Here is a 26,619-nt window from a genome sequence, read left to right as displayed (position 1 = left end):
TGGACATGGGTTTCACAGCGTCGAGTACGTGTCCCGGCGGGCGATCACGGCGCAGACGCCGAGCGCGAGGAGCAGTCCCCAGACGGGCAACTGGTCGCGTTGCAGGGCCAGTTGGAGGAAGGCGGGGACCCGGCCGGTGATCGAGGTGGGGGCCACGACGACGAGGCCCCACCCGGCCGCCAGCCCAAGGGCGGCGCGGGTCACCCCGACCACGCTGCCCAGTGCCAGGGCGGTGGAGGTGAAGGCCAGGGAGGGCAGCAGCCACTGCGCGGCCGTCGTGCTCCCGGTCAGCCATCCCCCCAGCAGGAGGACGGGCAGGACCACCACGAGGACCGAGGTGGTGCGCCTGAGCAGCAGGGGCAGGCCGGCCCGGGCGGTGGAGGCGGTGAGTTCGTGGGCCGGGTCCAGGCCGCTGGACCAGGACGCGGCGACGCCGCACAGCGGCAGCACCGGCGCGATCAGCGAGACCGGTGAGGAGCTGCCGAAGACCTCCGCCGGCGCGGCCGCGTCGAGCAGCAGCGCCACCAGGGTGACGACGGCGGTCATGGCCAGCCACGGGGTCATGGCCGGCGTCAGCCAGGACGACACCCACCTCGGCCGGCGCCACCGCGGGGGCACCGCGCCCACCGCGCCCAACCGCGGTTCCAGGCCGGCCCGGACGGTGTCGACGAGCGCGGCGATGTCGGGTGCCCCGGTGGCGACGGAGGCCGCCAGCAGGCTCCGGCAGGGCGCGCACGTCTCCAGGTGGGCCTCCAGCGCCCAGACCGTGTCCGCCGCCATCGTCGTGACGCCACGTGCGTAGTCGTCGATCAACTGCCTGGTCGCGTGTTCCCCACTCATGCCAGCGCCTCCCGCATCGCGATCCGGGCCCGACGGGCACGGGTCTTGACCGTGCCTTCGGGCAGTCTGAGCAGGACGGCGGTCTCCCGGACGGAGAGCCCGTCGAGCACCGTGGCCTGCAGTACCTCTCGGAGTTCCGGCGCCAGCCGGCGCAGGGCGTCCCCGACGTCGCCGCCGACGGTGCCGGCGAGCGCCTCCTCCTCCGCCGCGGGCATCACCGCGCGCTCGGCGGCGGCGACCGGCGGTTCGGCGTGGTGGGCCCGGCGCCGGAACGCGTCGACGAGGCGGCGTGCCGCGATCGTCCACAGCCATCCGACGGCCGTCCCGCCGACCGCGCTGCCGGCGAACGCGCCGGCGGCGCGCCAGACCGCGAGGTAGGTCTCCTGCATGACTTCGGCGACGATCTGCTCGTCCGCGCAGCGGCGGCGCAGCCGTACGGCGAGCCAGGGCGACGTCCGCCGGTACAGCTCGTCGAAGGCCCCGCGGTCGCCCTTGGCCACCAGCCGGAGGAGGCGTTCCTCGTCCAGGTCGTCCAGTGTTCTCCTGCGTGATCTCACACCAGCCAGACGCCCGATGCGGCGTGCAGGTTCTTCCCCGGAGGTGACCTGCGTCACATCCGAGGGGGAATCGGCCGGCCTCCGCTGACCGGCCTTTCAGCAACCGCACGGGGCCGGCGCCCGCGCCCGGGTAAGGTGGTGGATCGTGGCCAGTCGTAAAACGTCGATCTTGGAAGCAGCGGCGCGGGTGATCGCGCGACGCGGGGTGCGCGGGCTGCGGGTGGAGGAGCTCGCCGCCGAGGCGGGTGTGTCCACCGCGCTGATCTACTACCACTTCAAGGACCGGACGGGGATCCTCCGGCAGACGATGGAGTTCATCAACGACCGGGCGGAGCGGTACACGACCGAGCGCGCCGAGGACGCCCCGCCGCTGACGCCCCGCGAGGAGCTGGAGCAGACCCTGCTGCTGGAGCTCCAGGACACCGCCGAGGTGCGGGAGAACAGCACCGCCTGGGGCGAGCTGCGGGCGAGCGCGGTGTTCGACGAGACGCTGCGCGAGGACCTGGCGCGGGCCACCCGGATCTGGGTGCAGGAGGTCGCCGAACTGCTCGGCACCGTACGGCCGATGTCCTCGGCGGTCGCGCTGGCCGGGGCGGCGGAGCGGCTGACCGCGCTGCTGGAGGGGCTGAGCACGCGCTGGCTGAGCGGCAGCCTGCCGCTGGCGCACGCCCGCACGCTCATGGCCGACGCGGTCGACGCCGAGGTGGCCCGGCTCGGGTCCTGATCCGTACGGACCGCACGGGGGGCCTCACTCTGCGCACGGAGCCCGTCAAGGATGCGTTAGGGCATGACCGCGAGTTTGACTGACTTTTCAGTCAGTGCGAGCCTGAACCCGCGGCAGGGTGCTGCCGCCCGTCCGTCCCCACCGTGCGCCGCCCCGTCGCGGCGCGAAGAGTGGAGTCGGCGGCCCCCCGGCACCCCTCCCGGCACCGTCGCACGATCTGGAGGCCCTCATGACCCACTACCGCGATGACCGCTCCACCGAGCCCTACCCCTGGGTGCCGGCGGACGATGTCCCGCACGCGCGGACCTGGATGTCCTGGCCCTCCCGCCGGGGCGTGTGGGGACTGCGGCTGGGCGGCGTCCAGGAGGACATCGCCCTGATCGCCCGCACGATCGCCGAGTTCGAGCCGGTGGTGATGTGCGCCCCCGACGACTGGACGGCGGGCAAGGCCCAGTCCTGGTGCGGCTCCGGAGTGGAGGTGATCACCGCGATCCCCACCGACGACCTGTGGATGCGCGACACCGCGCCGGTGTTCCGCCGGGACGGGTACGGCGGTCTGGACGCCGTGGTCCTCAACTTCAACGGCTGGGGCAACAAGCAGGTGCACCACGACGACGCCCGGGTCGCCGAGCTCGTCGCCACCCGCCGCGGCCTGCGCCACACCTTCGCGGACTTCGTCGGCGAGGGCGGCGCGATCGAGACCGACGGCGACGGCACCGTGATGGCCACCGAGAGCAGCCTGGTGAACAAGAACCGCAACCGCGGCATGAGCCGGGACGAGATCGAGGAGGCCGTCCTGGAGGCCTACGGCGCCGACACGATGATCTGGCTGCCCGGGATCAAGGGGCAGGACATCACCGACGACCACGTGGACGTCACCTCCCGGTTCGTCCGCCCCGGCACGGTGATGGTGCAGCTGCCGCCGGCCGACCGCAACGACGCCTGGGCCCGGGACGCCCGCGAGCAGTTCGCGATCCTCTCCGCCGCCACCGACGCCCGGGGGCGCCGCCTGCAGGTCGTCCCGGTGCACGGCCCGGACACCGTCCGCTCCCGCAGCTCCAAGTTCGTCGACTCCTACCTCAACTTCCACGTCGTCAACGGGGGCGTCATCACCGCCCAGTTCGGCGACGCGTACAAGGACGCCGCCGCCCGGGACGCGCTCGCCGCGGCCTTCCCCGGCCGTGAGGTGGTGCAGATCGACGTCGACCGCCTGATGGCCGGGGGCGGCGGCATCCACTGCTCGACCATGCACGAACCGCTGCCGTAGCCCGGCCGCCCCGCGCACTCTCCTCCACCACCACCCAGACCCTCAGCTGGAGTTCCCGCATGACCAACGCCCTGTCCCGCCGCACCCTGATCCGCAGGCTCGCCGGCGTCGGCGCCGGAGTCGGCGCCCTCACCCTCGGCCTCACCGCCTGCGACCCCAACGACCTGAAGGACCTCGACGGCGCCGTACCGCCCACGCGGCCCGGCGGCACCCCCGGCGTGCGCCGCTTCGGCGCCGAGTGGGACAAGCACCTGCGCACGGTGATGTCCTGGCCCGCCTCCGAGAACGTCTGGGGCGACCAGCTCGCGGACGTCCGCCGGGACGTCGCCGGCCTGGCCCAGGCCATCGCCGCCCGCGAACCCGTCGTCCTGATGGCCCGGCCCGAGCAGGCGGACGCCGCCCGGAAGGCCTGCGGCTCGGCGGTCGAGGTGGTCCCGATCGCGGTCGACGACCTGTGGGCCCGGGACACCCTGCCGGTGTTCGTCGAGGAGGGCGGCACGGTCAAGGGCGTCGACTTCAACTTCAACGGCTGGGGCGGCAAGCAGCAGCGCGGCAACGACTCCAAGGTCGCCCGGACGGTGCTGGCCAAGTACGGCGTCGAGCGGATCGAGACCCGGCTGGTCGCCGAGGGCGGCTCCTTCGAGACCGACGGCCAGGGCACCCTGATGGTCACCGAGAGCTCCGTCGTCAACGACAACCGCAACCCGGGCATGAGCCGGGACGCGGTCGAGGCCGAGCTGAAGAAGGTCCTCGGCGTGACCAAGGTGATCTGGCTGGCGGGCGTCAAGGGCAAGGACATCACCGACGCCCACGTCGACTGCCTGACCCGCTTCGTCGCCCCCGGCGTGGTCCTGCTCGACCAGGCCTTCCCCGGCACCCCGGCGGACGTCTGGTCCCGCTCGGCCGACCAGGCCCGCTCCGTCCTGAAGGACGCCACCGACGCGACCGGCCGGAAGCTCCAGGTGGTGGAGCTCCAGCAGCCCGATCCCGACAAGATCACCGGGCGCGGCGACGCCTTCGTCTCCTCGTACATGAACTTCTACATCGGCACCAAGGGCGTCTACCTGCCGAAGTTCGGCGACGCCAGGGCCGACGACCGGGCCCAGCAGCTCATGAAGCAGTACTTCCCGGGCCGCGAGATCGTGCCGGTCAAGATCGACGCGATCGCGGCCGGCGGTGGCGGCATCCACTGCGCCACCCACGACATCCCCGCCCTGGGCTGACCGGACCGGCCGGACCGGGGACAACCCCGGGCCGGCCTCCGTTCGGGGCCGGGTCCGGTCGGCGGGCCGGACCCGGCCCCGGCGGGTTCACACCGCGGGCTGCTGCTGGGTGACGCAGTGGATCCCGCCGCCGCCCGCCCCGAGGGAGTCGATGTTGAGCTGCTCGACGGTGCGGCCGGGGAACAGCCGGGCGAGGGCCGCCCTGGCGGCGCCGTCGGCCTTGGTGTCGCCGAACTGCGCCGCGATCACCGCGTTGTTGCACAGGTAGTAGTTGGCGTAGGAGCCGACGAAGTTGGAGTCGGTCGAGCGGATCAGGTTGTAGTCGGGCCCCTGGATCCGGCTGACCGCGAACGGGGTGCCCTGGGCACCGGTGGTGGTGGTCAGGATCCGGTACTGCTGCCGTGCGTCGTTCGACCAGGCGTCGGTGTCGCTCGCCAGCGGCATCTGGACCACGGCCGTCCCCGCGTCGAGGAAGCGGGAGGTGGCGTCCACGTGGTCGTCGGTGATGTCCTGGCCGGCCACACCGTTGAACCAGATCACCGTGCTGGCGCCGTACGCGGCGCACATCGCGCTCTCGACCGCGGCCTGGGACATGCCGGGGTTGCGGTTGGCGTTGAGGATGCTGCTCCGGGTGGCCATCAGCGTGCCGGCCGCGTCGGTCTCGATGGCGCCGCCCTCGGCGACCAGCCCGGCGGCGGTGAACGGCAGGCCAAGATAGGCGGCGACGCGCCCGGCGACCAGGGCGTCGTTGCCGTGCGGGTTCTGGTGGTTGCCCCAGCCGTTGAAGTTGAGGCCGATCGTGTCGAGGCCGCCGGCGCCGTCGGTGCGGAAGACCGGACCGGTGTCGCGCATCCAGCAGTCGTCGACCGGGATGTCCCCGATGACGGTGACGGCCGAACCGCACATCGAGCGCGCCTTGGCGACGCTCGCCGGGTTGGCGCACATGGTCACCGGCTCGTACTTCGCGATGGTCTTCGCGATCAGGGCGATGTTCGCCTGGACACCGCCGAGCTTGTTCCGCCAGATGGTGCTGCTGTCCGGCCAGGCCATCCAGGTGCGGGTGTGCCGGACGGTGTCCAGCGGCACCCGGAGGCCGGCGGCGACGGCCGGGCCCGCGGTGGTGGTGCGGGGTTGCGCGGCCCGGGCCTGCCCACCGCTCGCCGCGGTCAGCGCGGTGCCCGCGACGGCGAGCCCGGCCGCCGTCAGGAACCGGCGTCGGCCGAGCCCTCCGTCGATCGCCGGATGGGATCTGAAGCTGCCCTCCATCACTACCTCCCTGTCAAAGTGCGCTGCCTGTCCTGCAGTTGACCGAAAAGGTAAAACTGACCAAGCGCTCGGTCAATACTTTGCGCAGAGATCGGTGCCGATGCGCCCCTGCCGCTCCCCCGCAGTCGTTACAGTGGCGGCCATGGCGACACAGGCGACGGGCGCAGCCCCGCGTACGGCCCCCGGCCCCGGCGGCACCGGCCGGACGCGCGCTTCCGCCAAGGGCGAGCAGACCCGGGCCCGGCTGATCGCCGCGGCCCGCACCCTGCTCGCCGGCGACGGCGCGGGGCGGTTCACCACCCGCAACGTGGCCGCGCTGTGCGGGGTCTCGCACGGGATGTGCCACTACCACTTCGCGGACCGCACCGACCTGATCGTCGCGGTGGTCGAGGACATCCGGCCCGAGTGGATCACCCCGCTGGAGGAGGCGGTCTCCGGCCCCGGCGGCTACGCCGAACGCTCCGAGCGGGTCCTGGCACTGCTCACCCGGCCCGAGAGCCCCGACCTCGCCCGCCTGCACGCGGCCCTGCACTGGCTCGCCCTCAACGACGAACGCGTCCGCGCCAGCCTGGAGGCCGAGTACGCGCGCTGGCGGTCCTCCTTCGTCGGCCTGTTCCGCTGCCTGCTGGACGAGCGCGGCGACGGCGCCGACCCGGTGCCGCTCGGCGAGGCCTTCGCCGCCGCCGTGGACGGGCTCGCCGCCATCGGGTCACTGGACGGGACGGTGGACGCCGAGCGGGTGCTGCGGACGCTGCTGGACTCGCTCTCCTCCGCCGCCGCCCGGCCGTCCGGCGCCTGACGGTCCCATCATCTGACCCCGCGTCACCCGGTGGAGCCGGGCGCGACGGGCTGCTGCTGGGTGGCGCAGTGGATGCCCCCGCCGCCCGCGGCGATGTGGTTGATGCCGACCTGGGTGACCTTGCGCCCCGGGTGGAGGTCGCCGATGATGCCGGCCGCCCGGTCGTCGGTGGCCTGGTCGCCGAAGCGCGGGACGATGACACCGCCGTTGCAGACGTAGTAGTTGATGTAGGTGGCGAGGAAGTCCTTGCCCGCGCCCTGGATCAGGGTGACGTCGGGCTCGGGCAGGTCGACCACGGTGAGCGTGCGGCCCTTGGCGTCGGTCTCGGACTGGAGCACCTGGACGGCCTGCGCGGAGGCGGTGGTCCAGACGTCCGGCGGGGTGTCGGCGGCGGGCCGGTGCAGCACCACGGTGCCCGGCTCGGCGAAGCGGGCGAGGGCGTCGACGTGGCAGTCGGTGATGTCCTGACCGGCGACGCCCTTGAACCAGATCACCTTCTCGACGCCGAGCAGGCCCTTGAGGCTCGCCTCGATCTCGTCGCGGGACTTGCCGGGGTTGCGGTTGTCGTTGACCCAGGAGCTCTCGGTGGCCATCAGGGTGCCCTCGCCGTCCACCTCGATGCCGCCGCCCTCCCCGGTGACCGGCGCCTGGACGCGGGTGATGCCGTAGTGGTCCAGGAGGTAGCGGGCGACCAGGGCGTCGTTGGCGTGGGTCTGCTTGCCGCCCCAGCCGTTGAAGTTGAAGTCGACCCCGGCGAGCCCCTTCGGGCCCGTGACGAAGGTCGGGCCGGTGTCCCGGGCCCACAGGTCGTCGACCTTCAGTTCCAGCACCTCGACCGAGGAGCCGCAGGCCTGCCGGGCCTGGTCGGCCTGGTCGGGGCGGGCCAGCAGGACGACCGGCTCGAAGCCGGCGATCGCCTGGGCCAGCCCGGCGATGTCCTGCCGGACGCCCGGCAGTTGGTCGCCCCACACCTCCTCCAGCGCCGGCCAGGCCATGAAGGTGCGGGTGTGCGGGCCGGACTCGGCCGGCATGGCCCACCCGCCGGCCGCCGGGCTCCCCGACCCGGCCGCCCCCGAGGCCGGACCGCTCTGACCGGACTGCTCCCCCGATCCGCTGTCGGAGGAGCAGCCACCGGTCAGGGCCAGCGCGGCGAGCGCGGCCCCGGACTGCAGGAGTGAACGGCGGGACGGCCGGGGGTGAGCCATGGGGCCTCGTTCCGGTTGGGGTCGGGTTCGGCTCCGCAGGCTACTGACCGGAAGGTCAGATTCCGGCGCGGCACGCACCCGCCGTTCGGGGGAATCCGCTCACACCCCCGCTCACCGCCCCTCGGCTCACGCCGCCTCGGTCACCGCCTCCCGCTCGCGGCGCAGCCGGTGCTCGGTGCGGATGCCGGACCAGGCGGTGCAGGCCAGGCTGGCGGCGATGAGGCCCTCGGCCCAGAAGAACGCCACGTAGTCGATCAGGGATCCGATCGGCGGCGCCCCGGGGGCCGCGTTGCGCATGCCGATCAGGGCGAACAGGCTCGCCGCCATCCAGCCCAGGGAGGGCCAGACCAGCCCCTCCCGCTTGCGGTACAGCACCTCGGCGGCGCCGAGGACGGCCAGGGCGATGGCCCACATGGCCGCGATCATGAACCAGGAGAGGATGAAGGTGCTGCGGGACCGGGTGATCCGCGCGTCCAGGGTCACGGCACCGGAGCTCGCGGTGGTGGCCTGCGGGCGCAGTACGAAGAACGGGTCGGTGTCGGTGAGGACCAGGCCGACGGGCACAGCCGCACCCCCGCTGGTGGCGGTGAAGCCGGCCTCGGCGCGGTAGCGGTCGAACGGGTAGTCCGTCTTGGTGCCGTCGTACGTCCCCACCTGGACGAGCTGGGACGCCGCGGGCTCCCCCTCGGCCGCCCGGATGGTCACCCTGGGGGTGCCGGTGACGGTGATCTCGACGGGGCGGGCGAAGGTCTGGGAGTCCGGCCCGGCGGCGAACCTGCCGTGCGGGACGGGGGTGACGTAGAGGGTCAGCTGCTGGGCGGTCGGGTCCACGTCCTGGGCGGTGACGTCCAGTTCGATCCAGTCGGGCGTCGCGGGGACCGCCAGCTCCCTGGTCTGTTCACGGGTGTCGCGCTCGTTGAGGTACAGCCCGATGCCCGACCCGCAGAGGGTGACGACCACCGCCAGGACAGCGGCGAACCGCCAACGGCGGCGGGGGGATCGGTGCGCGGCCCGGTCGGTCGCGCTGGTGTCGTCGGTGGTGACCTGCACGGTCGTCCTTCCTGCGGCGGTGGCGCCGGGCCGGCAGGGTCGCTGCCGCCCGGCGTCGCCCGCCGGTGTTGCTCGGTCGCTCCGGCCCGACAGGTCCCACCACCTGCCGGGCCGGAGCCGTCTCACAAGGCGCGGCGCGCGGCGGCGATCCGGTCGGGATCCCAGCCGGGCCGGGGGACGGACTCCAGCAGCAGCCGGGTGTAGGCGTGCTGCGGGGAGTCCAGGACGTGGGCGGTGGGGCCGGATTCGACGATCCGTCCGTGGCGCATGACGACGACCTCGTCGGTGACGCAGCGGACGACGCCGAGGTCGTGGGTGATGAACAGGTAGCCGATGCCGGTCCGTTCGCGGATGTCGGCGAGCAGGTTGAGGACCTGCGCCTGCACGGAGACGTCCAGCGCGGCGACCGCCTCGTCCAGCACCAGGACGGCCGGTTGGACGGCCAACGCCCGTGCGATGGCGACGCGTTGACGCTGGCCGCCGGAGAGCTGCCGGGGCAGCGCGTCGGCCGCCCGGCTGCCGAGGCCGACCTGGTCGAGGAGTTCGCGGATCCGGGCCGCGTGGTCGGTGCCGGGGAAGTGCAGCCGCAGGGTCTCGCGGAGCACGGCCTCGACGCTGGTGCGCGGGTCCAGGGAGAGGTACGGGTCCTGGAAGACCATCTGGACCTCACGGGCGCGGGCCAGCCGCCCGGCCCTCCCCCGCACCCGGCCGGCGCGAGCCCGGCCCCGGACGGCGACCCGCCCCTCGTCGGCCTGTTCGAGGCCGACGACGATCCGGGCGGTGGTCGTCTTGCCGGAGCCGGACTCGCCCACGATGCCGAGCGATCCGCCGGCCGGGAGGGTGAAGGAGACGTCGTCCACCGCCCGTACGGTGCCGAAGGTCCGGCACAGTCCGGTGACCTCCAGTACGGCCTCAGGCATCGGCGCGGCTCCCTTCGAGCGGGTGGTGGCAGGCGACCGGGCCCGGCGCCGGGGTCTCCTCGCGGCACAGGGCGGTCGCCCGGGGGCACCGGGGGGCGAACGCGCAGCCCGTCAACTCCTCGCGCAGGTCCGGTGGTTGGCCGTCGATGGCGGCGAGTCGGCCGCTCCCGGAGTCCAGCCCCGGGGTGGCGGCCAGCAGCGCGGCGGTGTAGGGGTGGCGGGGCCGGGCGAAGAGCGCCTCGGCGGGGCCGCTCTCGACGATCCGCCCGGCGTACATGACGTGGACGCGGTCGCTGATGGCGGCGGCGAGACCGAGGTCGTGGGTGACGAACAGCAGGCCGGTGCCGAAGCGTTGGCGCAGCCGGTCGAGGAGCGCGACCACCTCGGCCTGGCTGGTGACGTCGAGCGCGGTGGTGGGCTCGTCGGCGAGCAGCAGGACCGGGTCGCCCATCAGCGCGGCGGCGATCATGACGCGTTGGAGCATGCCGCCGGACAGCTGGCCGGGGTAGCGGCGCAGCAGTTCCGGGCCGAGGCCCACGGCGTCGAGCAGTTCGACCGCGCGCCGCTCGGCGTCCTCCCGGCTCGTCCGGCCGCCGAGGCGGACGCCCTCGGTGAGGAAGTCGCCGACGCGGCGCAGCGGGTTGATCGCGGCCCTGGGGTCCTGGAAGACCATGGCGGCCCGGCCGGTGCGCAGGGCGCGCAGCCGGTCGGGGCCCATCGTCAGGACGTCCTCGCCGTCGACCAGGACGCTGCCCTCGGCGGTGGCGCCGGGCGGCAGCAGGCCGAGGGCGCTGCGGGAGGTGAGGCTCTTGCCGGAGCCGGACTCGCCGACCAGGGCCACGGTCTCCCCGGGGCCCACGGCGAGGTCGACCCCGTCGAGGACGGGCCGGGCGGTGCCGGGCAGGCGGAGCCGCAGGCCCCGGATGTCGAGGGCGTTCACGCGGTCCTCCGGTTCGGGGCTGCGCCGGTTCGTCGGGTCCCCCGGTTCGTCGTTCTCCGGTTCGTCGTTCTCCGGCTCATCGGCTCCTCCGAGCGACGCGGTCGGCCCAGCGCTCGCCGACGACGTTGAACGCGACGACGGTGAGCACGAGGAGGACGCACGGCAGGATCGCGGAGAGCGGGTAGCCGTGCTGGATCGCCGTCTGGCCGTCGAAGACCATCCGCCCCCAGTCGGGGGTGAGCGCGGGGACGCCGAGGCCGAGGAAGGAGAGGCCGGCGAGGTCCATGAGGGCGTAGCCGAAGTTGATGGTGGACTGCGCCAGGACGATCGGGGCGATGTTGGGCAGGACGTGCCGCAGGCAGATCTGCGCGGCGGAGTGGCCCTGGACCTGGTACGCGGCGACGTAGGGCCGTTCGCGTTCGGCCAGCACCAGGGAGCGGGTCAGCCGCGAGACGTACGGCAGGTAGGCGATCGCGAGGGCGACGACGGGGGCGAGGAGGCCCTCCCCGTACACCGAGACGATCAGGATGGCGAGCAGCATGCCCGGGAAGGCGAAGACCAGTTCGGTGCCGCGGGAGAGGACGGAGTCGAGCCAGCCGCCCCGCCAGCCGGCGACCAGGCCGACCAGGACGCCGGCGACGGTGGAGAAGGCGACCACGCCGAGCGGGCCGAGCAGGGAGGTGCGGGCCCCGAGCAGGAGCCGGGAGAGGGTGTCGCGGCCGGCGGCGTCGACACCGAGCAGGTGGTCGGGCGAGGGGCCGGCGAGGGCGTTGCCGAGGTCGACGGCGTTCGGGTCGTCCGGCGCGATCCAGGGGGCGAGCAGGGCGGCCAGCACCACCAGGGCGACGAGGCCGAGGCAGGCCAGGTGGAGCGGGGCGCGGGCGGCCCTGAGGCGGCCGAGGCCGGGCCGGCGGGTGAGGGCGACACTCATGCGTCGGCCCTCCTCGAACCGAGGGCGACCCGGGGGTCGACCAGCGGGTGGAGCAGGTCGACGACCAGGTTCACGGTCATGAACAGGGCGACGATCAGCAGCGAGATGGCCTGGACGGTGGGGAAGTCCTTGGTGGTGGTGGACAGTTCGAGGAGCTGGCCGATGCCGCCGATGCTGAACGCGGACTCCACCAGGATCGTGCAGACCAGCAGGGTGGAGACGATCAGGCCGCCGGTGGTCAGCACGGTGCCCAGCGAGTTGCGGAACACGTGGCGGCGGATCACCTCGCGTTCGGGCACGCCGCGGCTGCGGGCGACGGCGACGTGCTCGCCCTCCAGGGCGTCCAGCATCGCCGAGCGGGTGACCCGGGCGAGCATCCCGATCAGGTACAGCGCGAGGGCGACCGCCGGCAGGGTGAGGTGCCACAGCAGGTCGCCGAAGCCGTCGCCGGTACCGCTGGTCGGGAACCAGCCCAGCTTGACCGCGAACAGGCCCTGCAGCAGGACGGCCGCGACGAAGGAGGGGGTGCCGACCGCGAGCGTGGTGGAGAGCAGGACCGCCGAGTCGGTCGCGCCGCCGCGCACCGCGCCGATCCAGCCGAGGGCCAGGCCGAGGACGGCGACCACGAGCAGGGCCATGACCACCAGGGTCAGGGTCGCGGGCAGCCGGTCGGCGAGCAGCCGGGACACGTCGGTGCGGTAGGTGATGGAGCGTCCGAAGTCGCCCTGCAGCACCTGGCCGAGCCAGCGGAAGTACCGCACCAGGAACGGGTCGTCGAGGTGGTACTGCTCGTTGATCGCCTGCAGGGCGGCCGGGGAGGCCGACCGGCCGGACAGCAGGAAGCTCGCCGGGTTGCCCGGTGCCAGGTACATCGCGCCGAAGACCACGAAGGACGCGCCGAGCAGGGTGGCGGCCATCTCGGCCAGCCGCCGGGCGGCGAATCTCAGGAAGTTCACCGGGCGGCCCCCACGTCGGCGGCCCACGGGTAGTACATGTACGAGATGGTGGTGGGGGCGCCGGTGACGCGCTTGTTGAGGAAGACGGAGGTGGGCCACTCGGCGACCGGGATCCACAGCAGCCGCTCGGAGGCGGTCTGCTGGAGCCTGGCCTCGATCGCGCCGCGCCTGGCCGGGTCGTACTCGGCGGTGGCCTGGTCGACGAGGTCGTCGTAGGCCTTGTCGCTGAAGCCGGCGTAGTTCTGGTAGGCGCCGGTCCGGAAGTTGGCGAGCAGGTCGAGCGGGTCGGTGACGGAGTCGTAGTACGTCTCCGGGAACAGGTCGATGCCCTCGCGCGCCTTGGCGTCGGTGAACAGCGCGGTGAAGGCGTTCGGGGCGATCGTCTTCAGCTGGACGTTCAGGCCGATCTTCGCTCCGGCGGCCTGGACGGCGGTGGCGAGCAGCGAGACATCCTGGCCGATGGTGCTGGTGGCGACGGTGAGCGTCCTGCCCTCGGCGCCGGCCTCCTTGACCAGGGCCTTGGCCCGGTCGATGTCCGGGGCGGTGGGGGTGAGGTGGTCGAAGGCCGCCTTCCGGACGTCCTCGGGGGCGCCGGCCCAGGCGGCCCTGGTGGTGAGGGAGCCGGTGACGGTGCCGGCGCCGGCCAGGCCGGTCCGGACGAAGCCGGAGCGGTCCAGGGCCAGCGAGAGCGCCTGGCGGACCCGCAGGTCGCCGAGCGGGCCGTTCATGCTGGTGACGTTGAGGTTGACGGTGCTCAGGCCCTCGCCGAAGTAGAGCGTGCCCGGGCCCTCGCGCTTCAGCCGGTCGTAGCTCTCGGTGGGGATCAGGTAGCCGCCGTCGACGTCGCCGGTGAGCATCGCGTTGGTGCGAGCGGACGCGTCGGTGAGGAAGCTGAACACGACCTTCTTCGACTTGGCCTTGGCGCCCCAGTAGCCGTCGAAGCGCTGGAGCTCGATCGACTGGCCCTTGGCCCAGGTGCCCAGCGTGAAGGGGCCGGTGCAGTCGAGGCCGCCGCTGGTGCCGTAGTCCTTGCCCGCGGCCTCCACCCCGGCCTTGGCGGCGACGACGCCGGCGGCGGTCGCCATGTACTGCGGGAACTGGGAGTCGGGCTGCTTGAGCTTGACGGTGACCTGGAGCGGGCCGGTCCTGGTGACGGACTCGACGTTCTGGAACACCTGCGCCCAGGCCGCCGCGTTGTCCGGGTTCATCTGCCGGCCGAGGCTGTAGACGACGTCGTCGGCGGTCATCACCGTGCCGTCGTGGAAGTGGACGCCGGAGCGCAGGTCGTAGACCCAGGTCGCCGGGTCGGGGTTGGAGGCCTTCTCGGCCAGGCCGGGGGCCAGGGTGAGCTGGGGGGTCCAGCGCATCAGGCTCTCGCAGACGTTCGAGAGCACCGTGTTCTGCGGGTAGTCGAAGGCCTGGAGGTAGTCCAGGGTGGGCGGCTCGGCGTAGGTGGCCCAGGTGAACGAGTCGAGCTCGCCCTTGGCGGGCGGGGTGTCGGCGGAGAGCCGGACCGCCGCCTGGTCGGCGCCGCTGCGAGGCGGGCCGGAGCAGGCGGCGACCAGGGCCGCCGCCGAGAGCAGGGCGGTGGCGAGGACGAGCCGGCCGCGGGCTCCGGCGCCCCTCGCGGGCGCGGTGGGAGTCATGAGGGTGGGGTCTCCGTTCGCTGGCGAGGGGTCAGGCGTGGGCGGCCGGGATCTGCTGGGTGATGCAGTGGACGCCGCCGCCGCCGTAGGCGATCACCCGGGCGCGCACGCCGACGACCTTCCGGTCCGGGTAGGCGGCGGCGAGCACGGCCAGGGCGCCCGCGTCCTCGGGGTGGTCGGCGACCGGCACGACGACGCCGCCGTTGGCGAGGTAGAAGTTCAGGTAGCCGACCTCGACCTCGCGGTCGTCGACCTCGACGAAGGCGGCCTGCGGCAGGTCGACGATCTCGAAGGGCCGGCCCTGGGCGTCCGTGGAGTGCTCCAGCACGGCGCGGTTGGCCCGCATCCGGGCGTGGTCCGGGTGCGCGGGGTCGGCCGGGAGCTGCACCACGACCTTGCCGGGGGCGACGAACGCGCAGACGCCGTCCACGTGCCCGTCGGTCTCGGTGTCCAGCGCCCCGCCGTACGGCAGCCAGACCACCTTGGTGACGCCGAGGCGCGCCTTCAGTTCGGCCTCGATCTCCTGCCGGGTCATCTCCGGGTTGCGGTTGGGGTGCAGCAGGCACTGCTCGGTGGTGATCAGCGTGCCCTCGCCGTCGACGGTGATCGCGCCGCCCTCGAGGATCATCTCGGAGCGGATCGCCGGGGTGCCGAGGTGCTCCAGCAGCAGGCCGCTGATCCGGTCGTCGGCGTCCCAGGGGCTGTGCTTGCGGCCCCAGGCGTTGAAGCGGAAGTCCACGCCGGCCCGGCGGCCGTCCCCGTCGAGGACGAAGATCGGCGCGGAGTCGCGGAACCAGGAGTCGTCCGTCGGCAGCTCGACCACGGTGATGCCCTCGCCGCACCGGGCCCGGGCCTCCTCGCCGTGGCCGGGCGGCGCCACCATGGTGACCGGTTCGAACTGCGCGATGGCGCGGGCGACGGCCGCGTACTCGCCCTTCACCTCGTCGAGGGTGTCGCCCCACAGGTCCGGGCGGACGGGCCAGGCCATCAGGCAGCCCTCGTGCTCGGTCCACTCCGCGGGCATTCGGTACGTCACGGGAAACCTCTTCTGTTCGGGCCCCTCCGGGCGCGGCGCGGCGCGCCGGGCAGCGACGTGGCCGTCGGTGGTGTCCGGGAGGGGGTGGGGGTCTACGGGGCGCTCCCTGGCTGATGCGGGAGGCGTGGGGGTTGCCCCGCATCCTCTACCGTACTGAAAATTCAGTCAAGACTTGGAGGCAAAGCTGATGGAAATCCCTGAAACGATCATCAGGAACCGGTCTGACCAGCCGGGAAGCCCGGTAGAGTGGGCGCCCATGTCGGACCGTCGGACGGAAATACTCAAGGCCGCGACCCGGGTGATCGCCCGGCGCGGCGTACGCGGACTGCGCGTGAACGAACTCGCGGCCGAGGCCAGGGTGTCCACCTCGCTGATCTACTACCACTTCACCGACCGGGCCGGGATCCTCCGGGAGACGCTGGCGCACATCAGCGACCGCGCGGACCACTACACCGCCGACGAGGAGCCCGCCCCGGCCCGCGCCGAGAGCCCCCGGGCCGACCTCGAACGCGTGCTGCTCCGGGAACTCCAGGACAGCCCGGACGTCCGGGAGAACAGCACCGCCTGGGGCGAGTTGAGAGCCACCGCGGTCTTCGAACCGCACCTGCGCGAGGACCTGGCGCGGACCACCCACACCTGGGTGCACGACATCGCCGAACTGCTCGCCCGGGCCGATCCGTGCGGCACCGCCCCGGCGCACGCGGCCGCCGCCGAACGGCTCACCGCCCTCGTCGAGGGCCTGAGCGTGCGCTGGCTGAGCGGCTCGCTGCCGCTCGACCACGCCCGCCGGCTGCTGTGCGGGGCCGTCGAGGCGGAGCTGGCGCGCGACTAGCCGGGCCACCGCGGGCGGCCCGCTCCCGTCGGGCTCCCGCGTCGGACACCCCTCGCCGGGGCCGATTCGGCCGATCCTGATAAAACCTCTAAACTCTGCGGCGCCGTGCGTGCCGTACGTGCCGGACGTGCCGTACGTGCCGCGTGTGCCGTACGCCCGTTTCCGGCCCGTCCGGCCCCCGTGCCGCCCCCTGACCGCCGAGAGAGGCAGCCCGCATGTCCGCTGACCGGTCCCCCTTCGCCCTCCAGCCGGTCTTCCAGGAGCTGGCCGACGACGACCCGCGCGAGGTCGGCGGCCACCTGCTGGCCGCCCGGCTCGGCGCCGGCGGCATGGGCCGGGTCTACCTCTCGTACACCCCCGGCGGCCGGCCGGTGGCGCTCAAGGTGGTGCGGCCCGAACTGGCCGGGGACCCGGAGTTCCGGGCCCGGTTCGCCCAGGAGGTGGCCAGCGCCCGGCGCATCCACGGGCTGTACACGGCCCAGGTGGTCGACGCGGGCGTGGACGCCGCCACCCCCTGGCTGGCCACCACCTACGTGCCGGGCCCCTCGCTCCAGGAGGTGGTGCAGCGCCACGGCCCGCTCCCGGAACGGACCGTCCTGCTGCTGATGGCCGGCATCGCCGAGGCGCTGCAGGCGATCCACGCCACCGGGGTGGTCCACCGGGACCTCAAACCCGGCAACGTGCTGATCGCCTCCGACGGCCCCCGGGTGATCGACTTCGGCATCGCCCGCGCGGCCGACGCCAGCGCGCTGACCGGCACCGGCCTGCGGATCGGCTCGCCCGCCTACATGGCGCCCGAGCAGGCCGTGGGCCGGGCCGCGACCCCGGCCACCGACGTGTACGCGCTGGGCGCCCTGGCCGTCCACGTCGCCGGCGGCGCTCCGCCGTTCGGGGACGGCCCGGACCCGGCGGCGCTCTACCGGACCGTCCACGAGGAGCCCGACCTCGGCCGGGTCCCGGAGAGCCTGCGCGCGCTGCTGCTGCGGTGCCTGGCCAAGCGGCCCGAGGACCGTCCGACCACCGCCGAGGTGATCGCCGCCGCCCGGAGCCACCCGGCCGTGGGCGGGCAGCTCAGGTTCGGCGACGACTGGCTGCCGCACCCGCTGACCAGCCAGATCACCCGGCACGCCGAGCTGCCGCAGGTGCCGGCCGGGGGGCCCGGGGCCGCCGGGCCCGGGTGGGACTCGGCGCGTACGGTCCTCGCCCCGACCGCCGCGCCGACGCCGACGGTGCTCGCGCCGGCGCCTGCGACCGGAGCCGCCCCGGCACCCGCCGGGCCGCTGCCCGCCGGGTCGCAGGTGTCGGCAGGCCGTCAGGCCCCGCGCGCGGGCGGCCGCAGACGCGCCCTCGGGCGCACCGCGCTGACCGCCGCCGTCGCCCTGGCCGTCGGCGCCGCCGCCGCGACGGCCCTGCTGCTCGACGACCAGGAGTCGGGGGAGGCCTCGGCCGCCGAGGCCCCGGTGTCCGGTGCCGCCGAGCCCGGCGCCCCGACCGCCGCCCTGACGCCCGCCGGGTCGCCGTCGCCCACCCGGTCCGCCCCCGTCGCGCCGGGCGCCGCGCCGCCGTCCGCCCCCGCCCCCGAGTACGCCCCGGCCTACCGCGCGGTCGAGCTGACCTCGTCGGACGCCGGCTACGAGTTCGACCTCGCCACCGGCACCGTGGTCCCGACCGACAGCGCGACCTGGTACGTCGGCCGCGGCGAGGGCGAGTTCCTGGTGCCGGAGAACGCCGACTCCTTCATCGGCCGGGACGCCGGACTGGGCCCGGCCGAGTGCCTCAAGGGCCTCGGCAGCCGCCCGGCCGGGCGGATCCCGTTCGCCGCCGTCGGGCCGCGCGGCGCCTTCTGCGTCCGGTCCGCGGACGGCCGGGACCTCGCGGTCGTCCGGGTGCTGTCGACCGCGGGCCCGGACGGGCCGGTCCGGGTCTCCCTGGACCACTACCGCCGCAACGGCTGAGAGCCGTCGTTCCCCCGTCGGGCGGCGGGGGGACGACGGCTCCCGGCGTCGGCGGCGGGCTCGCGTACGGGCCCGCCGGTCAGAGCGGCCGCTTCACCGGCCCGGCCTGCGGGGCGGCGGGCGGCTCGGTGACGGCTCCGCCGGGTGCACCGGGCGTCGCTCCGCCAGGTGAACCGGCCGTCGCCCCGCCGGGCGAACCCGCGGTTGCTCCAGCGGGAGGCTCGGTGACCGCTCCGCCAGGTGCTCCGTCCTCCCGCAGGGCCGCCGTCTCGGACTTCAGGATCCGCATCGACTTCCCCAGTCCGCGCGCCATCTCGGGCAGCTTCTTGGAGCCGAACAGCAGCACCAGCACGGCCACCGTGACCAGCACGTGCCAGGGCTCCAGACCATTGCGCAGCATCGCCGCCTCACCCGGCCTTTCGTCGTCGTGACCGGGGCCGCTCGTACGGCGCCCCCGGTCGTCTCGGGGTGGTTTGGGTGACTTCACCGTAAAGCTTGACTGATTTTTCAGTCAATGCGAGAGTCGGTCCCGGCGCTGCCGACCGACCTCGTCCTCCCGGACGACCTCCTCGTCCGCCGCCGACCATCGCCGCGTGGGCCGCTCCCCCGGAGCCCGCCCTCCCCGCCGCGCCGGATCCACCCCCCAGCCCCACCGGAGTCCACCGTGTCCCAGTCCCCCCTCGCCCGCCGCACGGTGCTGCGCTCCCTCGCCGGAGCCGGTGCGATCGCCCTCGGCGCGACGGCCTGCGCCACCGCCGGCGACGAGCCGGCCGGCCCCGCGGCCCCGGCCTCCGGCACCCTCGGACAGCCCGCCGCGCAGCCCCCGGCGCCCGCCTCCGATCCCACCCCCGCCCCCGCCCGCGGCCGGCGGCTCGGCGGCGAGTGGGAGAAGCACGAGCGGACCTTCATGGCCTGGCCCGCCTCCGAGAACGTCTGGGGCGAGCAGCTCGGGGCCGTCCGCAGGGACATCGCCACCGTGGCCCGGGCCATCGGACAGCGCGAACCGGTGGTCCTGCTCGTCCGCCCCGGCCAGGAGGCCTCGGCCCGCAACGCCTGCGGCTCGGACGTCGAGCTGCTCGCCGTCCCGGTGGACGACCTGTGGGCCCGCGACACCCTGCCGGTCTTCGTCGAGGAGGGCGGAAAGGTCAAGGGCGTCGACTTCAACTTCAGCGGCTGGGGCGGGAAGCAGGAGCACGCCAACGACGCCCGGATCGCCCGCACCGTCCTGGAGAAGTACGGGATCGAGCGGCTGGAGACCCCGCTCACCGCCGAGGGCGGCTCCTTCGAGACCGACGGCCAGGGCACCCTGCTGGTCACCGAGAGCTCCGTGGTCAACGACAACCGCAACCCGGGCCGCACCCGCGACGAGATCGAGGCGGAGCTCAAGCGGACGCTGGGCCTCACCAAGGTGATCTGGCTGGCGGGCGTCAAGGGCAAGGACATCACCGACGCCCACGTCGACTGCCTCGCCCGCTTCGCCGCCCCCGGCATCGTCTTCCTGGACCGCGCCTTCCCCGGCACCCCGCCCGACGTCTGGTCCCGCTCCGCCGACCAGGCCCGCGCCGTCCTCGCCGAGGCCACCGACGCGACCGGCGGGAAGCTCAAGGTCGTCGAGATCGGCCAGCCCGACCCGGACCGGATCACCGGCCGCGGCGACGCCTTCGTCTCCTCGTACATGAACTTCTACATCGGCAACAAGGGCGTCTACCTGCCGCTCTTCGGCGACGCCAAGGCCGACGGCCACGCCCAGGAGGTCTTCCGGGAGCAGTTCCCGGACCGCGAGATCGTCCCCGTGAAGATCGACACCATCGCCTCCGGCGGGGGCGGCATCCACTGCTCCACCCACGACCAGCCGGCCGGCTGACCCCCGCCGCCCCGCACCGAGGGAGAAGGGAACCCCCCGTGCAGCTGACCCCCACCGAACGCGACCGGCTGCTGATCTTCACAGCAGCCGAACTCGCCCGCGCCCGCCGCGCCCGCGGCCTGCGGCTCAACGTCCCCGAGGCCACCGCGCTCGTCTCGGACACCGTCTGCGAGGCCGCCCGCGACGGGCTGCGCCTGGCCGAGGCCGTCGCGCGCGGCCGCTCCGTCCTCTCCCCCGCCGACGTCCTGCCCGGCGTGGCGGACCTCGTCACCGAGATCCACGTCGAGGCCGTGTTCGAGGACGGCACCCGGCTCGCCGTCATCGCCGACCCGTTCGGCGGCGGCGCCCTCGGCGAGGCCGCACCCGGCGCCGTCCTCACCGACGGCGACGCCGCGACCGGACCGGAACCCGTCCGCACCATCGCCGTGCGCAACACCTCCGGGGTGCCGGTCTCGGTCACCTCGCACTTCCACTTCTTCGAGGCCAACCCGCGGCTGGCCTTCGACCGGGCCGCCGCCTACGGGATGCACCTGGCCGTGCCGGCCGGCTCCTCGGTGCGCTTCGACCCGGGCGCCACCGTCGAGGTCGGCCTGGTGCCGATCGGCGGCGATCGGGTCGCGATCGGCTTCGCCGGGCTGGTCGACGGGCCGCTGGACTCGCCCCGGGTGCGGCGCGAGGCGCTGCGCCGGGCCGCCGAACAGGGCTACCTCGGAGCGGGCGACGAAGGACTGGCCGGCGCGGGAACGGTCGACGGCGGAACGGCCGGCGCAGGAACAAGCGGCGAAGGACAGGAGCAGCACCCGTGAGCAGCAGCATCGACGCGTCCGAGTACACGGCCGTGCACGGCCCGCGCGCCGGGGACCGGGTCCGGCTCGGCGACAGCGGCCTGGTCGTCCGGGTCGAGTCCGACTCCCAGCGGCCGGGCGACGAGTTCCTGGCCGGCTTCGGCAAGACCGCCCGGGACGGCCTGCACCTCAAGGCCGCCGCCGTCCGGGACACCTGCGACGTGGTGATCAGCAACGTCCTGGTGATCGACGCGATCCAGGGCATCCGCAAGACCTCGATCGGCATCCGGGAGGGCCGGATCGCCTCGATCGGGCGGGCCGGCAACCCGGACACCCTGGACGGCGTGGACGTGGTGGTCGGCACCGGGACGGCCATCGTCTCCGGCGAGGGCCTGATCGTCACCGCCGGCGCCATCGACACCCACGTCCACCTGATGTCCCCGCGGATCATGGAGGCCTCGCTGGCCTCCGGCGTCACCACCATCATCGGCCAGGAGTTCGGCCCGGTCTGGGGCGTCGGCGTCAACTCCCCCTGGGCGCTGCGGCACGCCTTCAACTCCTTCGACGCCTGGCCCGTCAACATCGGCTTCCTGGGCCGCGGTTCGTCCTCCCACCCCGCCCCGCTCGTCGAGGCGCTGGCCGAGGGCGGAGCCTGCGGCTTCAAGGTGCACGAGGACATGGGCGCGCACACCCGCGCCCTGGACACCGCGCTGTCCGTCGCCGAGGCCCACGACGTCCAAGTGGCCCTGCACACCGACGGGTTGAACGAGTGCCTCTCGGTCGAGGACACCCTGAAGGTGCTCGACGGCCGGACCATCCACGCCTTCCACATCGAGGGCTGCGGCGGCGGACACGTCCCCAACGTCCTCAAGATGGCGGGCGTGCCGAACGTCATCGGCTCCTCCACCAACCCCACCCTCCCCTTCGGCCGGGACGCGGTCGCCGAGCACTACGGCATGATCGTCTCCGTCCACGGGCTCAAGACCGACCTGCCCGGCGACGCCGCGATGGCCCGCGACCGCATCCGGGCCGGCACCATGGGCGCCGAGGACGTGCTGCACGACCTCGGGGCCATCGGCATCACCTCCTCCGACGCCCAGGGCATGGGCCGGGCCGGCGAGACCGTGCGCCGCACCTTCGCGGTGGCGGGCAAGATGAAGGCCGAACGCGGCCCGCTGGAGGGCGACGGCCCGGACGACGACAACCAGCGCGTGCTGCGCTACATCGCCAAGCTCACCATCAACCCGGCCATCGCCCACGGCCTCTCCCACGAGGTCGGCTCCATCGAGGTCGGGAAACTCGCCGACCTCGTCCTGTGGCGCCCGGCGTCCTTCGGCGCCAAGCCCCAACTGGTCCTCAAGGCCGGCTTCCCCGCCTACGGCGTCACCGGCGACCCCAACGCCGCCACCGAGACCTGCCAACCCCTCGTCATGGGGCCCCTGTTCGGCGCCCACGGCGCCACCCCCGCGGACCTCTCCGTCGCCTTCACCAGCCGCGCCGCCGCCGAGTCCGGCACCCACGCCCGCCCGTACGACACCATGACCACCCGCCGACGCCGCGTCGCCGTCCGCCACACCCGCGGCATCGGCCCGGGCGACATGGTCCGCAACAGCCGCCTCGGCGAGGTCCTCGTCGACCCGCGCGAAGGCCTCGTCACCCTCGACGGCGCCCCCCTGCGGTCCGACCCCGCCGAGGAGGTCCCGCTGAACCGCCTGTACTTCCTCTGATTCCTCTGATTCCTCTACCCGTCGACCGGGGCGGGCCGGTGGACTCCTCGCCGGTCCGCGCGCGGCCCACCGGGGCGAGCCGACCTCCGCCCCCGTGCGCCGCGCAGTCCACCAGCGCGCCCCGGCGCGAAGGGTTCGCAGGAGGTGCACCGGGCCGCAGACTGTGTCCCGACCCCGCACCGGAGGAACGACGATGCCCACCGCCAGCCGTCCGCCGGCCCCTCCCGTCGCTCCCGGGCGGCTCCCGGGCGGCTCCCGCTGATCGGCCACGCCCTGGAACTGTGGCGGCGTCCGCTGGAGTTCCTCGGCAGCCTCACCGCCTACGACCGGATCGTGGCCGCCCACCTCGGCCCGAAGCCGAGCTACGTACTGACCAGCCCGGAGCTGGTCCACCGCGTACTGGTCACCGACGCGGCGAGCTTCGCCAAGGGCCGCTCCTTCGACAAGCTCCGCCCCTACCTCGGGAACGGACTGGCCACCTCCCAGGGCCCCCTCCACCTCCGACAACACCGACGGCACGGGCGAGCGGCCGGACCTGCTGTCGACGCTCCTCCAGGCCCGGGACGCCGACAGCGGCGAGGCCATGACCGACCGCCAGCTCCACGACGAACTCATCACCCTGCTGGTCGCCGGCACGGAGACCGCCGCAGGCGGGCTCGCCTGGCTCTTCCACGAGCTGGGCCGGCACCCGCTCGTCGACCAGCGGCTCCACCAGGAAGTGCGGGACCACGTCTCCCTTCCCCTCGGCCCCGAGCGGCTGGCCCGGCTGGAGTACACGCGCCGCGTCGTCGACGAGGCGCTGCGCGTCCGCAACCCCGGCGGCATCACGATCCGCCGCGCGACCACCGACGTCGAACTCGGCGGCTACCGCTTCCCCCGAGGCACCGAGTTCATCTTCAGCGCCCTGGTCCTCCACCGGAACCCTCGCTACTTCCCCCACCCCCTGCGGTTCGACCCCGACCGCTGGCTGCCCGACCGGCCCCCCGTCCCGCGCGGCGCGTTCGTCCCCTTCGGCGCCGGCAGCCACCTGTGCATCGGCGAGTCCTTCGCCCGCACCGAGATGATGACCGTGGTCGCGGCTATCGCGGGCCGCTGGCGGCTGGCGCCCGTCCCGGGAGCACGGGTACGAGGCGTCATGACCAGCACCAACCGTCCCGAGAACCTCCTGATGACGGCGGAACCGCGCACGGACCCGTCCGGGAACCGCCCGGCCGGGCCCTGACCGGTGCCGGGAGCCGTCGAGAGGCCCCGTCCCGGGGCCCGCGACGGACCGTGGCGCGGATCACAGCGGACTTCGCGCGGACGGTGAAATGCGGGAGCCGCCAAGGCGGTTGGCACGGGCGAACGATCACCGTCACCGCCCTGGCGGCCGCCACCGCCACCGCCGACCGCGAGGAATCCTCATGACCGTCACCGAGCCCGCCGCCTCCCGCGCGGCCGACCTCCTGTCCCGGCCCGTCACGATCAACGGGCTGACCGTGCCCAACCGGATCGTGATGGCGCCGATGACGCGCTCGTTCTCCCCGGGCGGCGTGCCCGGCGAGGACGTGCGCTCGTACTACGCCCGCCGCGCCGCCGCGGGCGTCGGCCTGATCGTCACCGAGGGGACGTACGTCGGCCACGAGTCCGCCGGCCAGAGCGACGCCATCCCGCGCTTCCACGGCGAGGAGCAGCTGGCCGGGTGGGCCCGCGTCGCCGAGGACGTCCACGCGGCGGGCGGCACCATCGTGCCGCAGCTCTGGCACATCGGCATGGCGCGCAAGCAGGGCGACCCGCCGTTCGCCGACGCCCCCGCCGTCGGCCCGTCCGGCATACGGCTGGACGGCACCGAGGGAACGGGGCGGGCGATGACGCGGGCCGACCTCGACGCCGTCATCGGCGCGTTCGCCGAGGCCGCCGCGGCCGCCGAGCGGATCGGCTTCGACGGCGTCGAGCTGCACGGCGCCCACGGCTACCTGCTCGACCAGTTCCTGTGGGCCGGCACCAACCGCCGCACCGACGCCTACGGCGGCGATCCGGTCGCCCGGACGAGGTTCACCGCCGAGCTCGTCGCCGCCGTGCGCGAGGCCGTCTCCCCCGGGTTCCCGGTGATCTTCCGCTACTCGCAGTGGAAGCTGGAGAACTACGACGCCCGCCTCGCCGAGACCCCGCAGGAGCTGGAGGCGATCCTCACCCCGCTCGCCGAGGCCGGCGTCGACGCCTTCCACGCCTCGACCCGCCGCTACTGGGTCCCCGAGTTCGACGACTCGGACCTCAACCTGGCCGGCTGGACCAGGAAGCTCACCGGCCGCCCCGCCATCACCGTCGGCTCGGTCGGCCTCGACGGCGACTTCATGCGCGCCTTCGCGGGCCAGGGCTCCGGGGTCCAGGGCCTCGACAACCTGCTCGACCGGCTGGAGCGCGACGAGTTCGACCTGGTCGCCGTCGGCCGCGCCCTCCTCCAGGACCCGCAGTGGGCCGCCAAGGTCCTCTCCGGCCGCTTCGCCGACCTGCTCCCGTACGACGCCGCCGCGAGCCGCACCCTGAGCTGACCGCGACGGGCCGACCGGGCCCGGCCCGTACCGCTGCGCTCGCGGTGCGGGCCGGGCCCGGTCGGCGGGCGGGCTACAGGTGGTCGGACCTCCGTGCCCCGCTCAGCCGCCGAGGGCCTCCGCCACGGGCAGCCGCGGGTCGTAGGCGGCCCAGCCCGGGTCCCCGGTCCCGGCGAAGGCGACCCAGGCACCGTGCACCCGGGCGGCGAGTCCGGCCGGGGCGGGGTCGGGGCCGAGCAGGCCGGTGTCCCCGTGCAGCCAGGGCTCGTCGGCGAGGTCGAACACGAAGGGCAGCTCGACGGTGTGGGCGGCGCCGAGCCGCCCGTCCAGGGCCGTCGAGCGGTACCCGAACGAGTAGCGGTACGTGCGGCGGCCGCCCGAGATCCGGGCGTGGGCCTCCGCCATGCGCGTCGTCCCGGCCTCGAACAGGGCGTGCGCGAGCACGGCGGAGCGCAGTTCACCCGGCGTGGCGCCCGGCCGCGCCGCCCGCAGGGCAGGGAGGACCGCCGCCGGATCCGCTAGCAGTCCGGCGGCGACGGCGTGGAGGTCGGCCTCTGTGGTGGACTCCAGCTCCCCCTCCGGCACGAGGTAGAGGTTCGCCTCCTCGGTGTTGGTGCCGATGAGCAGGTCGACGTCGCGGGCCGGTCCGTCCGCGAGGGCGTCCACGGGCTGGACCGGCAGGACGAGGCCGAGCGGGCTGAGCCCGGCCAGCGGGTCGGTGGCGGTGTCCGTCCGCAGGTCGAGGCCGAGCAGCGCGGGCAGGACCGCCAGCAACCGCTCGTCCGGGATCGGGGCGAACGCCTCGGCGGTCGCTTCGACGCCCAGCGCGGCGGCCGCGACGGCGGTGACCCGCCCCGCCTGCTCCGGGGTGAACGCGCCGGTTCCGCTGCCGCTCTGCACGATCGCCCGCCGGAACAGCCCGTCGGCCTCCGGCGCCGCGAGCAGCGCGCAGACCAGCGTCGCGCCCGCGGACTCCCCGAAGACGGTGACGTTCCCCGGGTCGCCGCCGAACGCCGCGATCGTGTCCCGCACCCAGCCGAGTGCGGCGAGCACGTCGAGCAGCCCCCGGTTGGCCGGGGCGCCCGGCAGGTCGAGGAACCCGGGGATGCCGAGGCGGTAGTTCACCGTCACCAGGACGACACCGTCGCGGGCGAACGCACCGCCGTCGTAGAGGGCGGCGCGGTTCGAGCCGGTGATGAACCCGCCGCCGTGCACGAACACCATGACCGGGCGGCGGCCGCCGTCGGCCGCGGGCGTGTGGACGTCGACGGCCAGGTACTCCGCACCGGGCGCCCAGCCGGGCCCGAAGTAGGGGCTCACGTCGAGCCGGTCGAAGGCGCGGACCGGCTGCGGGGCCGTCGGCGAGGGCCGCGTGCCGTCGCGGACGCCGGACCAGCCCGGGTGCGGTACGGGCGGGGCGAAGCGGCCGGCGCCGGTCGGTGCCGCCGCGTACGGCAGGGCGCGGTAGCGCTCGCCGGACCCGTCCCGGACGCCGCGCACGGCTCCTGCCGGGGTTTCGACGACCGGATCTGCCTGTCGGTGCATGGGAAACGATTCCTCTCTGA

24 protein-coding genes and 1 pseudogene are annotated in these 26,619 nt (G+C 74.3%); 12 read left to right on the top strand and 13 right to left on the bottom strand.

Annotated features, from left to right (window positions below):
• Positions 1–12: 12 nt before the first annotated feature.
• On the bottom strand, positions 13–840 hold the full coding sequence (locus ACFCY1_RS19430) for a zf-HC2 domain-containing protein (protein ID WP_375875360.1): 828 nt from the start codon (positions 838–840) through the stop codon (positions 13–15).
• The gene (locus ACFCY1_RS19425; RefSeq protein ID WP_375875359.1) at positions 837–1,397 is read right to left on the bottom strand and encodes an RNA polymerase sigma factor; all 561 of its coding nucleotides are present in this window, start codon (positions 1,395–1,397) and stop codon (positions 837–839) included. Before ACFCY1_RS19425 ends, ACFCY1_RS19430 begins: the two co-directional genes overlap by 4 nt.
• Positions 1,398–1,542: 145 nt before the next feature.
• On the opposite strand from ACFCY1_RS19425, the gene ACFCY1_RS19420 reads away from it, so the two are divergent.
• From ACFCY1_RS19420 to ACFCY1_RS19410, 3 genes are all read left to right on the top strand, one after another.
• Positions 1,543–2,121, top strand: a complete 579-nt coding sequence (locus tag ACFCY1_RS19420) for a TetR/AcrR family transcriptional regulator (protein ID WP_049650856.1) — start codon at positions 1,543–1,545, stop codon at positions 2,119–2,121.
• Between the two features lie 229 nt (positions 2,122–2,350).
• The gene (locus ACFCY1_RS19415; protein ID WP_049650855.1) at positions 2,351–3,388 is read left to right on the top strand and encodes an agmatine/peptidylarginine deiminase; all 1,038 of its coding nucleotides are present in this window, start codon (positions 2,351–2,353) and stop codon (positions 3,386–3,388) included.
• Positions 3,389–3,447: 59 nt separating this feature from the next.
• On the top strand, positions 3,448–4,611 hold the full coding sequence (locus ACFCY1_RS19410; RefSeq protein WP_074004639.1) for an agmatine/peptidylarginine deiminase: 1,164 nt from the start codon (positions 3,448–3,450) through the stop codon (positions 4,609–4,611).
• A gap of 87 nt (positions 4,612–4,698) precedes the next feature.
• Here the strand turns inward: ACFCY1_RS19410 and ACFCY1_RS19405 are convergent, their stop codons facing one another.
• The gene (locus ACFCY1_RS19405; RefSeq protein ID WP_375875358.1) at positions 4,699–5,877 is read right to left on the bottom strand and encodes an agmatine deiminase family protein; all 1,179 of its coding nucleotides are present in this window, start codon (positions 5,875–5,877) and stop codon (positions 4,699–4,701) included.
• A 142-nt stretch (positions 5,878–6,019) separates the two neighbouring features.
• Between ACFCY1_RS19405 and ACFCY1_RS19400 the strand changes: the two genes are divergently transcribed.
• Positions 6,020–6,676 (top strand): TetR/AcrR family transcriptional regulator, encoded by a 657-nt coding sequence (locus ACFCY1_RS19400; RefSeq protein WP_375875357.1) that lies wholly within the window; start codon positions 6,020–6,022, stop codon positions 6,674–6,676.
• Between the two features lie 23 nt (positions 6,677–6,699).
• Here the strand turns inward: ACFCY1_RS19400 and ACFCY1_RS19395 are convergent, their stop codons facing one another.
• The 8 genes from ACFCY1_RS19395 to ACFCY1_RS19360 all read right to left on the bottom strand — a co-directional run bounded on the left by ACFCY1_RS19395 (position 6,700) and on the right by ACFCY1_RS19360 (position 15,360).
• Entirely contained in the window at positions 6,700–7,881 is a 1,182-nt protein-coding gene (locus ACFCY1_RS19395) for an agmatine deiminase family protein (protein ID WP_375875356.1), read from the bottom strand.
• 126 nt (positions 7,882–8,007) lie between these two features.
• Positions 8,008–8,931, bottom strand: a complete 924-nt coding sequence (locus ACFCY1_RS19390; protein ID WP_375875355.1) for a DUF4436 family protein — start codon at positions 8,929–8,931, stop codon at positions 8,008–8,010.
• Positions 8,932–9,053: 122 nt separating this feature from the next.
• On the bottom strand, positions 9,054–9,851 hold the full coding sequence (locus ACFCY1_RS19385; RefSeq protein ID WP_049650845.1) for an ABC transporter ATP-binding protein: 798 nt from the start codon (positions 9,849–9,851) through the stop codon (positions 9,054–9,056).
• Complete coding sequence (locus tag ACFCY1_RS19380) at positions 9,844–10,791, bottom strand: ABC transporter ATP-binding protein (protein WP_074004680.1); 948 nt, start codon at positions 10,789–10,791, stop codon at positions 9,844–9,846. The genes ACFCY1_RS19385 and ACFCY1_RS19380 overlap by 8 nt, the downstream gene beginning before the upstream one ends.
• A gap of 76 nt (positions 10,792–10,867) precedes the next feature.
• Complete coding sequence (locus tag ACFCY1_RS19375) at positions 10,868–11,722, bottom strand: ABC transporter permease (protein WP_375875354.1); 855 nt, start codon at positions 11,720–11,722, stop codon at positions 10,868–10,870.
• Positions 11,719–12,678: an ABC transporter permease gene (locus tag ACFCY1_RS19370; protein ID WP_079272556.1), complete on the bottom strand. Its 960-nt coding sequence runs from the start codon at positions 12,676–12,678 to the stop codon at positions 11,719–11,721. Before ACFCY1_RS19370 ends, ACFCY1_RS19375 begins: the two co-directional genes overlap by 4 nt.
• Complete coding sequence (locus ACFCY1_RS19365; RefSeq protein ID WP_375875353.1) at positions 12,675–14,324, bottom strand: ABC transporter substrate-binding protein; 1,650 nt, start codon at positions 14,322–14,324, stop codon at positions 12,675–12,677. Before ACFCY1_RS19365 ends, ACFCY1_RS19370 begins: the two co-directional genes overlap by 4 nt.
• 31 nt (positions 14,325–14,355) lie before the next feature.
• Positions 14,356–15,360 carry an agmatine/peptidylarginine deiminase gene (locus ACFCY1_RS19360; RefSeq protein ID WP_241853060.1) on the bottom strand — a complete coding sequence of 335 codons (1,005 nt, stop codon included), beginning with the start codon at positions 15,358–15,360 and terminating at the stop codon, positions 14,356–14,358.
• Positions 15,361–15,616: 256 nt separating this feature from the next.
• Between ACFCY1_RS19360 and ACFCY1_RS19355 the strand changes: the two genes are divergently transcribed.
• Positions 15,617–16,192, top strand: coding sequence for a TetR/AcrR family transcriptional regulator (locus ACFCY1_RS19355; protein ID WP_375875352.1), 576 nt, complete (start codon positions 15,617–15,619; stop codon positions 16,190–16,192).
• 215 nt (positions 16,193–16,407) lie between these two features.
• Positions 16,408–18,147, top strand: a complete 1,740-nt coding sequence (locus ACFCY1_RS19350) for a serine/threonine-protein kinase (protein WP_375875351.1) — start codon at positions 16,408–16,410, stop codon at positions 18,145–18,147.
• A 79-nt stretch (positions 18,148–18,226) separates the two neighbouring features.
• Here ACFCY1_RS19350 and tatA read toward each other — a convergent pair whose 3' ends face one another.
• Positions 18,227–18,547: a Sec-independent protein translocase subunit TatA gene (gene tatA, locus ACFCY1_RS19345; RefSeq protein ID WP_375875350.1), complete on the bottom strand. Its 321-nt coding sequence runs from the start codon at positions 18,545–18,547 to the stop codon at positions 18,227–18,229.
• 264 nt (positions 18,548–18,811) lie between these two features.
• Here tatA and ACFCY1_RS19340 point away from each other — a divergent pair, with 264 nt between their 5' ends.
• From ACFCY1_RS19340 to ACFCY1_RS19315, 6 genes and pseudogenes are all read left to right on the top strand, one after another.
• Positions 18,812–20,011 (top strand): agmatine/peptidylarginine deiminase, encoded by a 1,200-nt coding sequence (locus ACFCY1_RS19340; RefSeq protein ID WP_375875349.1) that lies wholly within the window; start codon positions 18,812–18,814, stop codon positions 20,009–20,011.
• Positions 20,012–20,049: 38 nt separating this feature from the next.
• The gene (gene ureA / locus ACFCY1_RS19335; protein ID WP_375875348.1) at positions 20,050–20,817 is read left to right on the top strand and encodes an urease subunit gamma; all 768 of its coding nucleotides are present in this window, start codon (positions 20,050–20,052) and stop codon (positions 20,815–20,817) included.
• Entirely contained in the window at positions 20,814–22,523 is a 1,710-nt protein-coding gene (locus ACFCY1_RS19330; protein ID WP_375875347.1) for an urease subunit alpha, read from the top strand. Before ureA ends, ACFCY1_RS19330 begins: the two co-directional genes overlap by 4 nt.
• Positions 22,524–22,667: 144 nt before the next feature.
• Positions 22,668–22,979, top strand: a pseudogene (locus ACFCY1_RS19325) (cytochrome P450); the annotation flags it as partial.
• Positions 22,980–23,058: 79 nt separating this feature from the next.
• Positions 23,059–23,745 (top strand): cytochrome P450, encoded by a 687-nt coding sequence (locus tag ACFCY1_RS19320; protein ID WP_375875367.1) that lies wholly within the window; start codon positions 23,059–23,061, stop codon positions 23,743–23,745.
• 181 nt (positions 23,746–23,926) lie between these two features.
• The gene (locus ACFCY1_RS19315) at positions 23,927–25,054 is read left to right on the top strand and encodes an NADH:flavin oxidoreductase (protein WP_375875346.1); all 1,128 of its coding nucleotides are present in this window, start codon (positions 23,927–23,929) and stop codon (positions 25,052–25,054) included.
• A gap of 102 nt (positions 25,055–25,156) precedes the next feature.
• On the opposite strand, the gene ACFCY1_RS19310 is transcribed toward ACFCY1_RS19315, so the two are convergent.
• Positions 25,157–26,599 (bottom strand): carboxylesterase/lipase family protein, encoded by a 1,443-nt coding sequence (locus ACFCY1_RS19310; protein ID WP_375875345.1) that lies wholly within the window; start codon positions 26,597–26,599, stop codon positions 25,157–25,159.
• Positions 26,600–26,619 lie beyond the last annotated feature (20 nt).

Origin of the sequence: Kitasatospora sp. NPDC056273 (assembly GCF_042268845.1) — a bacterium.
In the GTDB taxonomy this organism is placed as follows: Bacteria; Actinomycetota; Actinomycetes; order Streptomycetales; family Streptomycetaceae; genus Kitasatospora.
Note: the sequence above shows the minus strand (reverse complement) of the source record. Positions and strands in the feature narration are given on the sequence as shown.

Bases quoted from the DNA above. Each gene is read 5' to 3' on its own strand.
- ACFCY1_RS19350 (WP_375875351.1), top strand. From the start codon at position 16,408: ATGTCCGCTGACCGGTCCCCCTTCGCCCTCCAGCCGGTCTTCCAGGAG.
- ACFCY1_RS19375 (WP_375875354.1), bottom strand. From the start codon at position 11,722: ATGAGTGTCGCCCTCACCCGCCGGCCCGGCCTCGGCCGCCTCAGGGCC.
- ACFCY1_RS19395 (WP_375875356.1), bottom strand. From the start codon at position 7,881: ATGGCTCACCCCCGGCCGTCCCGCCGTTCACTCCTGCAGTCCGGGGCC.
- ACFCY1_RS19310 (WP_375875345.1), bottom strand. From the start codon at position 26,599: ATGCACCGACAGGCAGATCCGGTCGTCGAAACCCCGGCAGGAGCCGTG.
- ACFCY1_RS19385 (WP_049650845.1), bottom strand. From the start codon at position 9,851: ATGCCTGAGGCCGTACTGGAGGTCACCGGACTGTGCCGGACCTTCGGC.
- ACFCY1_RS19430 (WP_375875360.1), bottom strand. From the start codon at position 840: ATGAGTGGGGAACACGCGACCAGGCAGTTGATCGACGACTACGCACGT.
- tatA (WP_375875350.1), bottom strand. From the start codon at position 18,547: ATGCTGCGCAATGGTCTGGAGCCCTGGCACGTGCTGGTCACGGTGGCC.
- ACFCY1_RS19400 (WP_375875357.1), top strand. From the start codon at position 6,020: ATGGCGACACAGGCGACGGGCGCAGCCCCGCGTACGGCCCCCGGCCCC.
- ACFCY1_RS19355 (WP_375875352.1), top strand. From the start codon at position 15,617: ATGTCGGACCGTCGGACGGAAATACTCAAGGCCGCGACCCGGGTGATC.
- ACFCY1_RS19410 (WP_074004639.1), top strand. From the start codon at position 3,448: ATGACCAACGCCCTGTCCCGCCGCACCCTGATCCGCAGGCTCGCCGGC.
- ACFCY1_RS19405 (WP_375875358.1), bottom strand. From the start codon at position 5,877: ATGGAGGGCAGCTTCAGATCCCATCCGGCGATCGACGGAGGGCTCGGC.
- ACFCY1_RS19415 (WP_049650855.1), top strand. From the start codon at position 2,351: ATGACCCACTACCGCGATGACCGCTCCACCGAGCCCTACCCCTGGGTG.
- ACFCY1_RS19365 (WP_375875353.1), bottom strand. From the start codon at position 14,324: ATGACTCCCACCGCGCCCGCGAGGGGCGCCGGAGCCCGCGGCCGGCTC.
- ACFCY1_RS19315 (WP_375875346.1), top strand. From the start codon at position 23,927: ATGACCGTCACCGAGCCCGCCGCCTCCCGCGCGGCCGACCTCCTGTCC.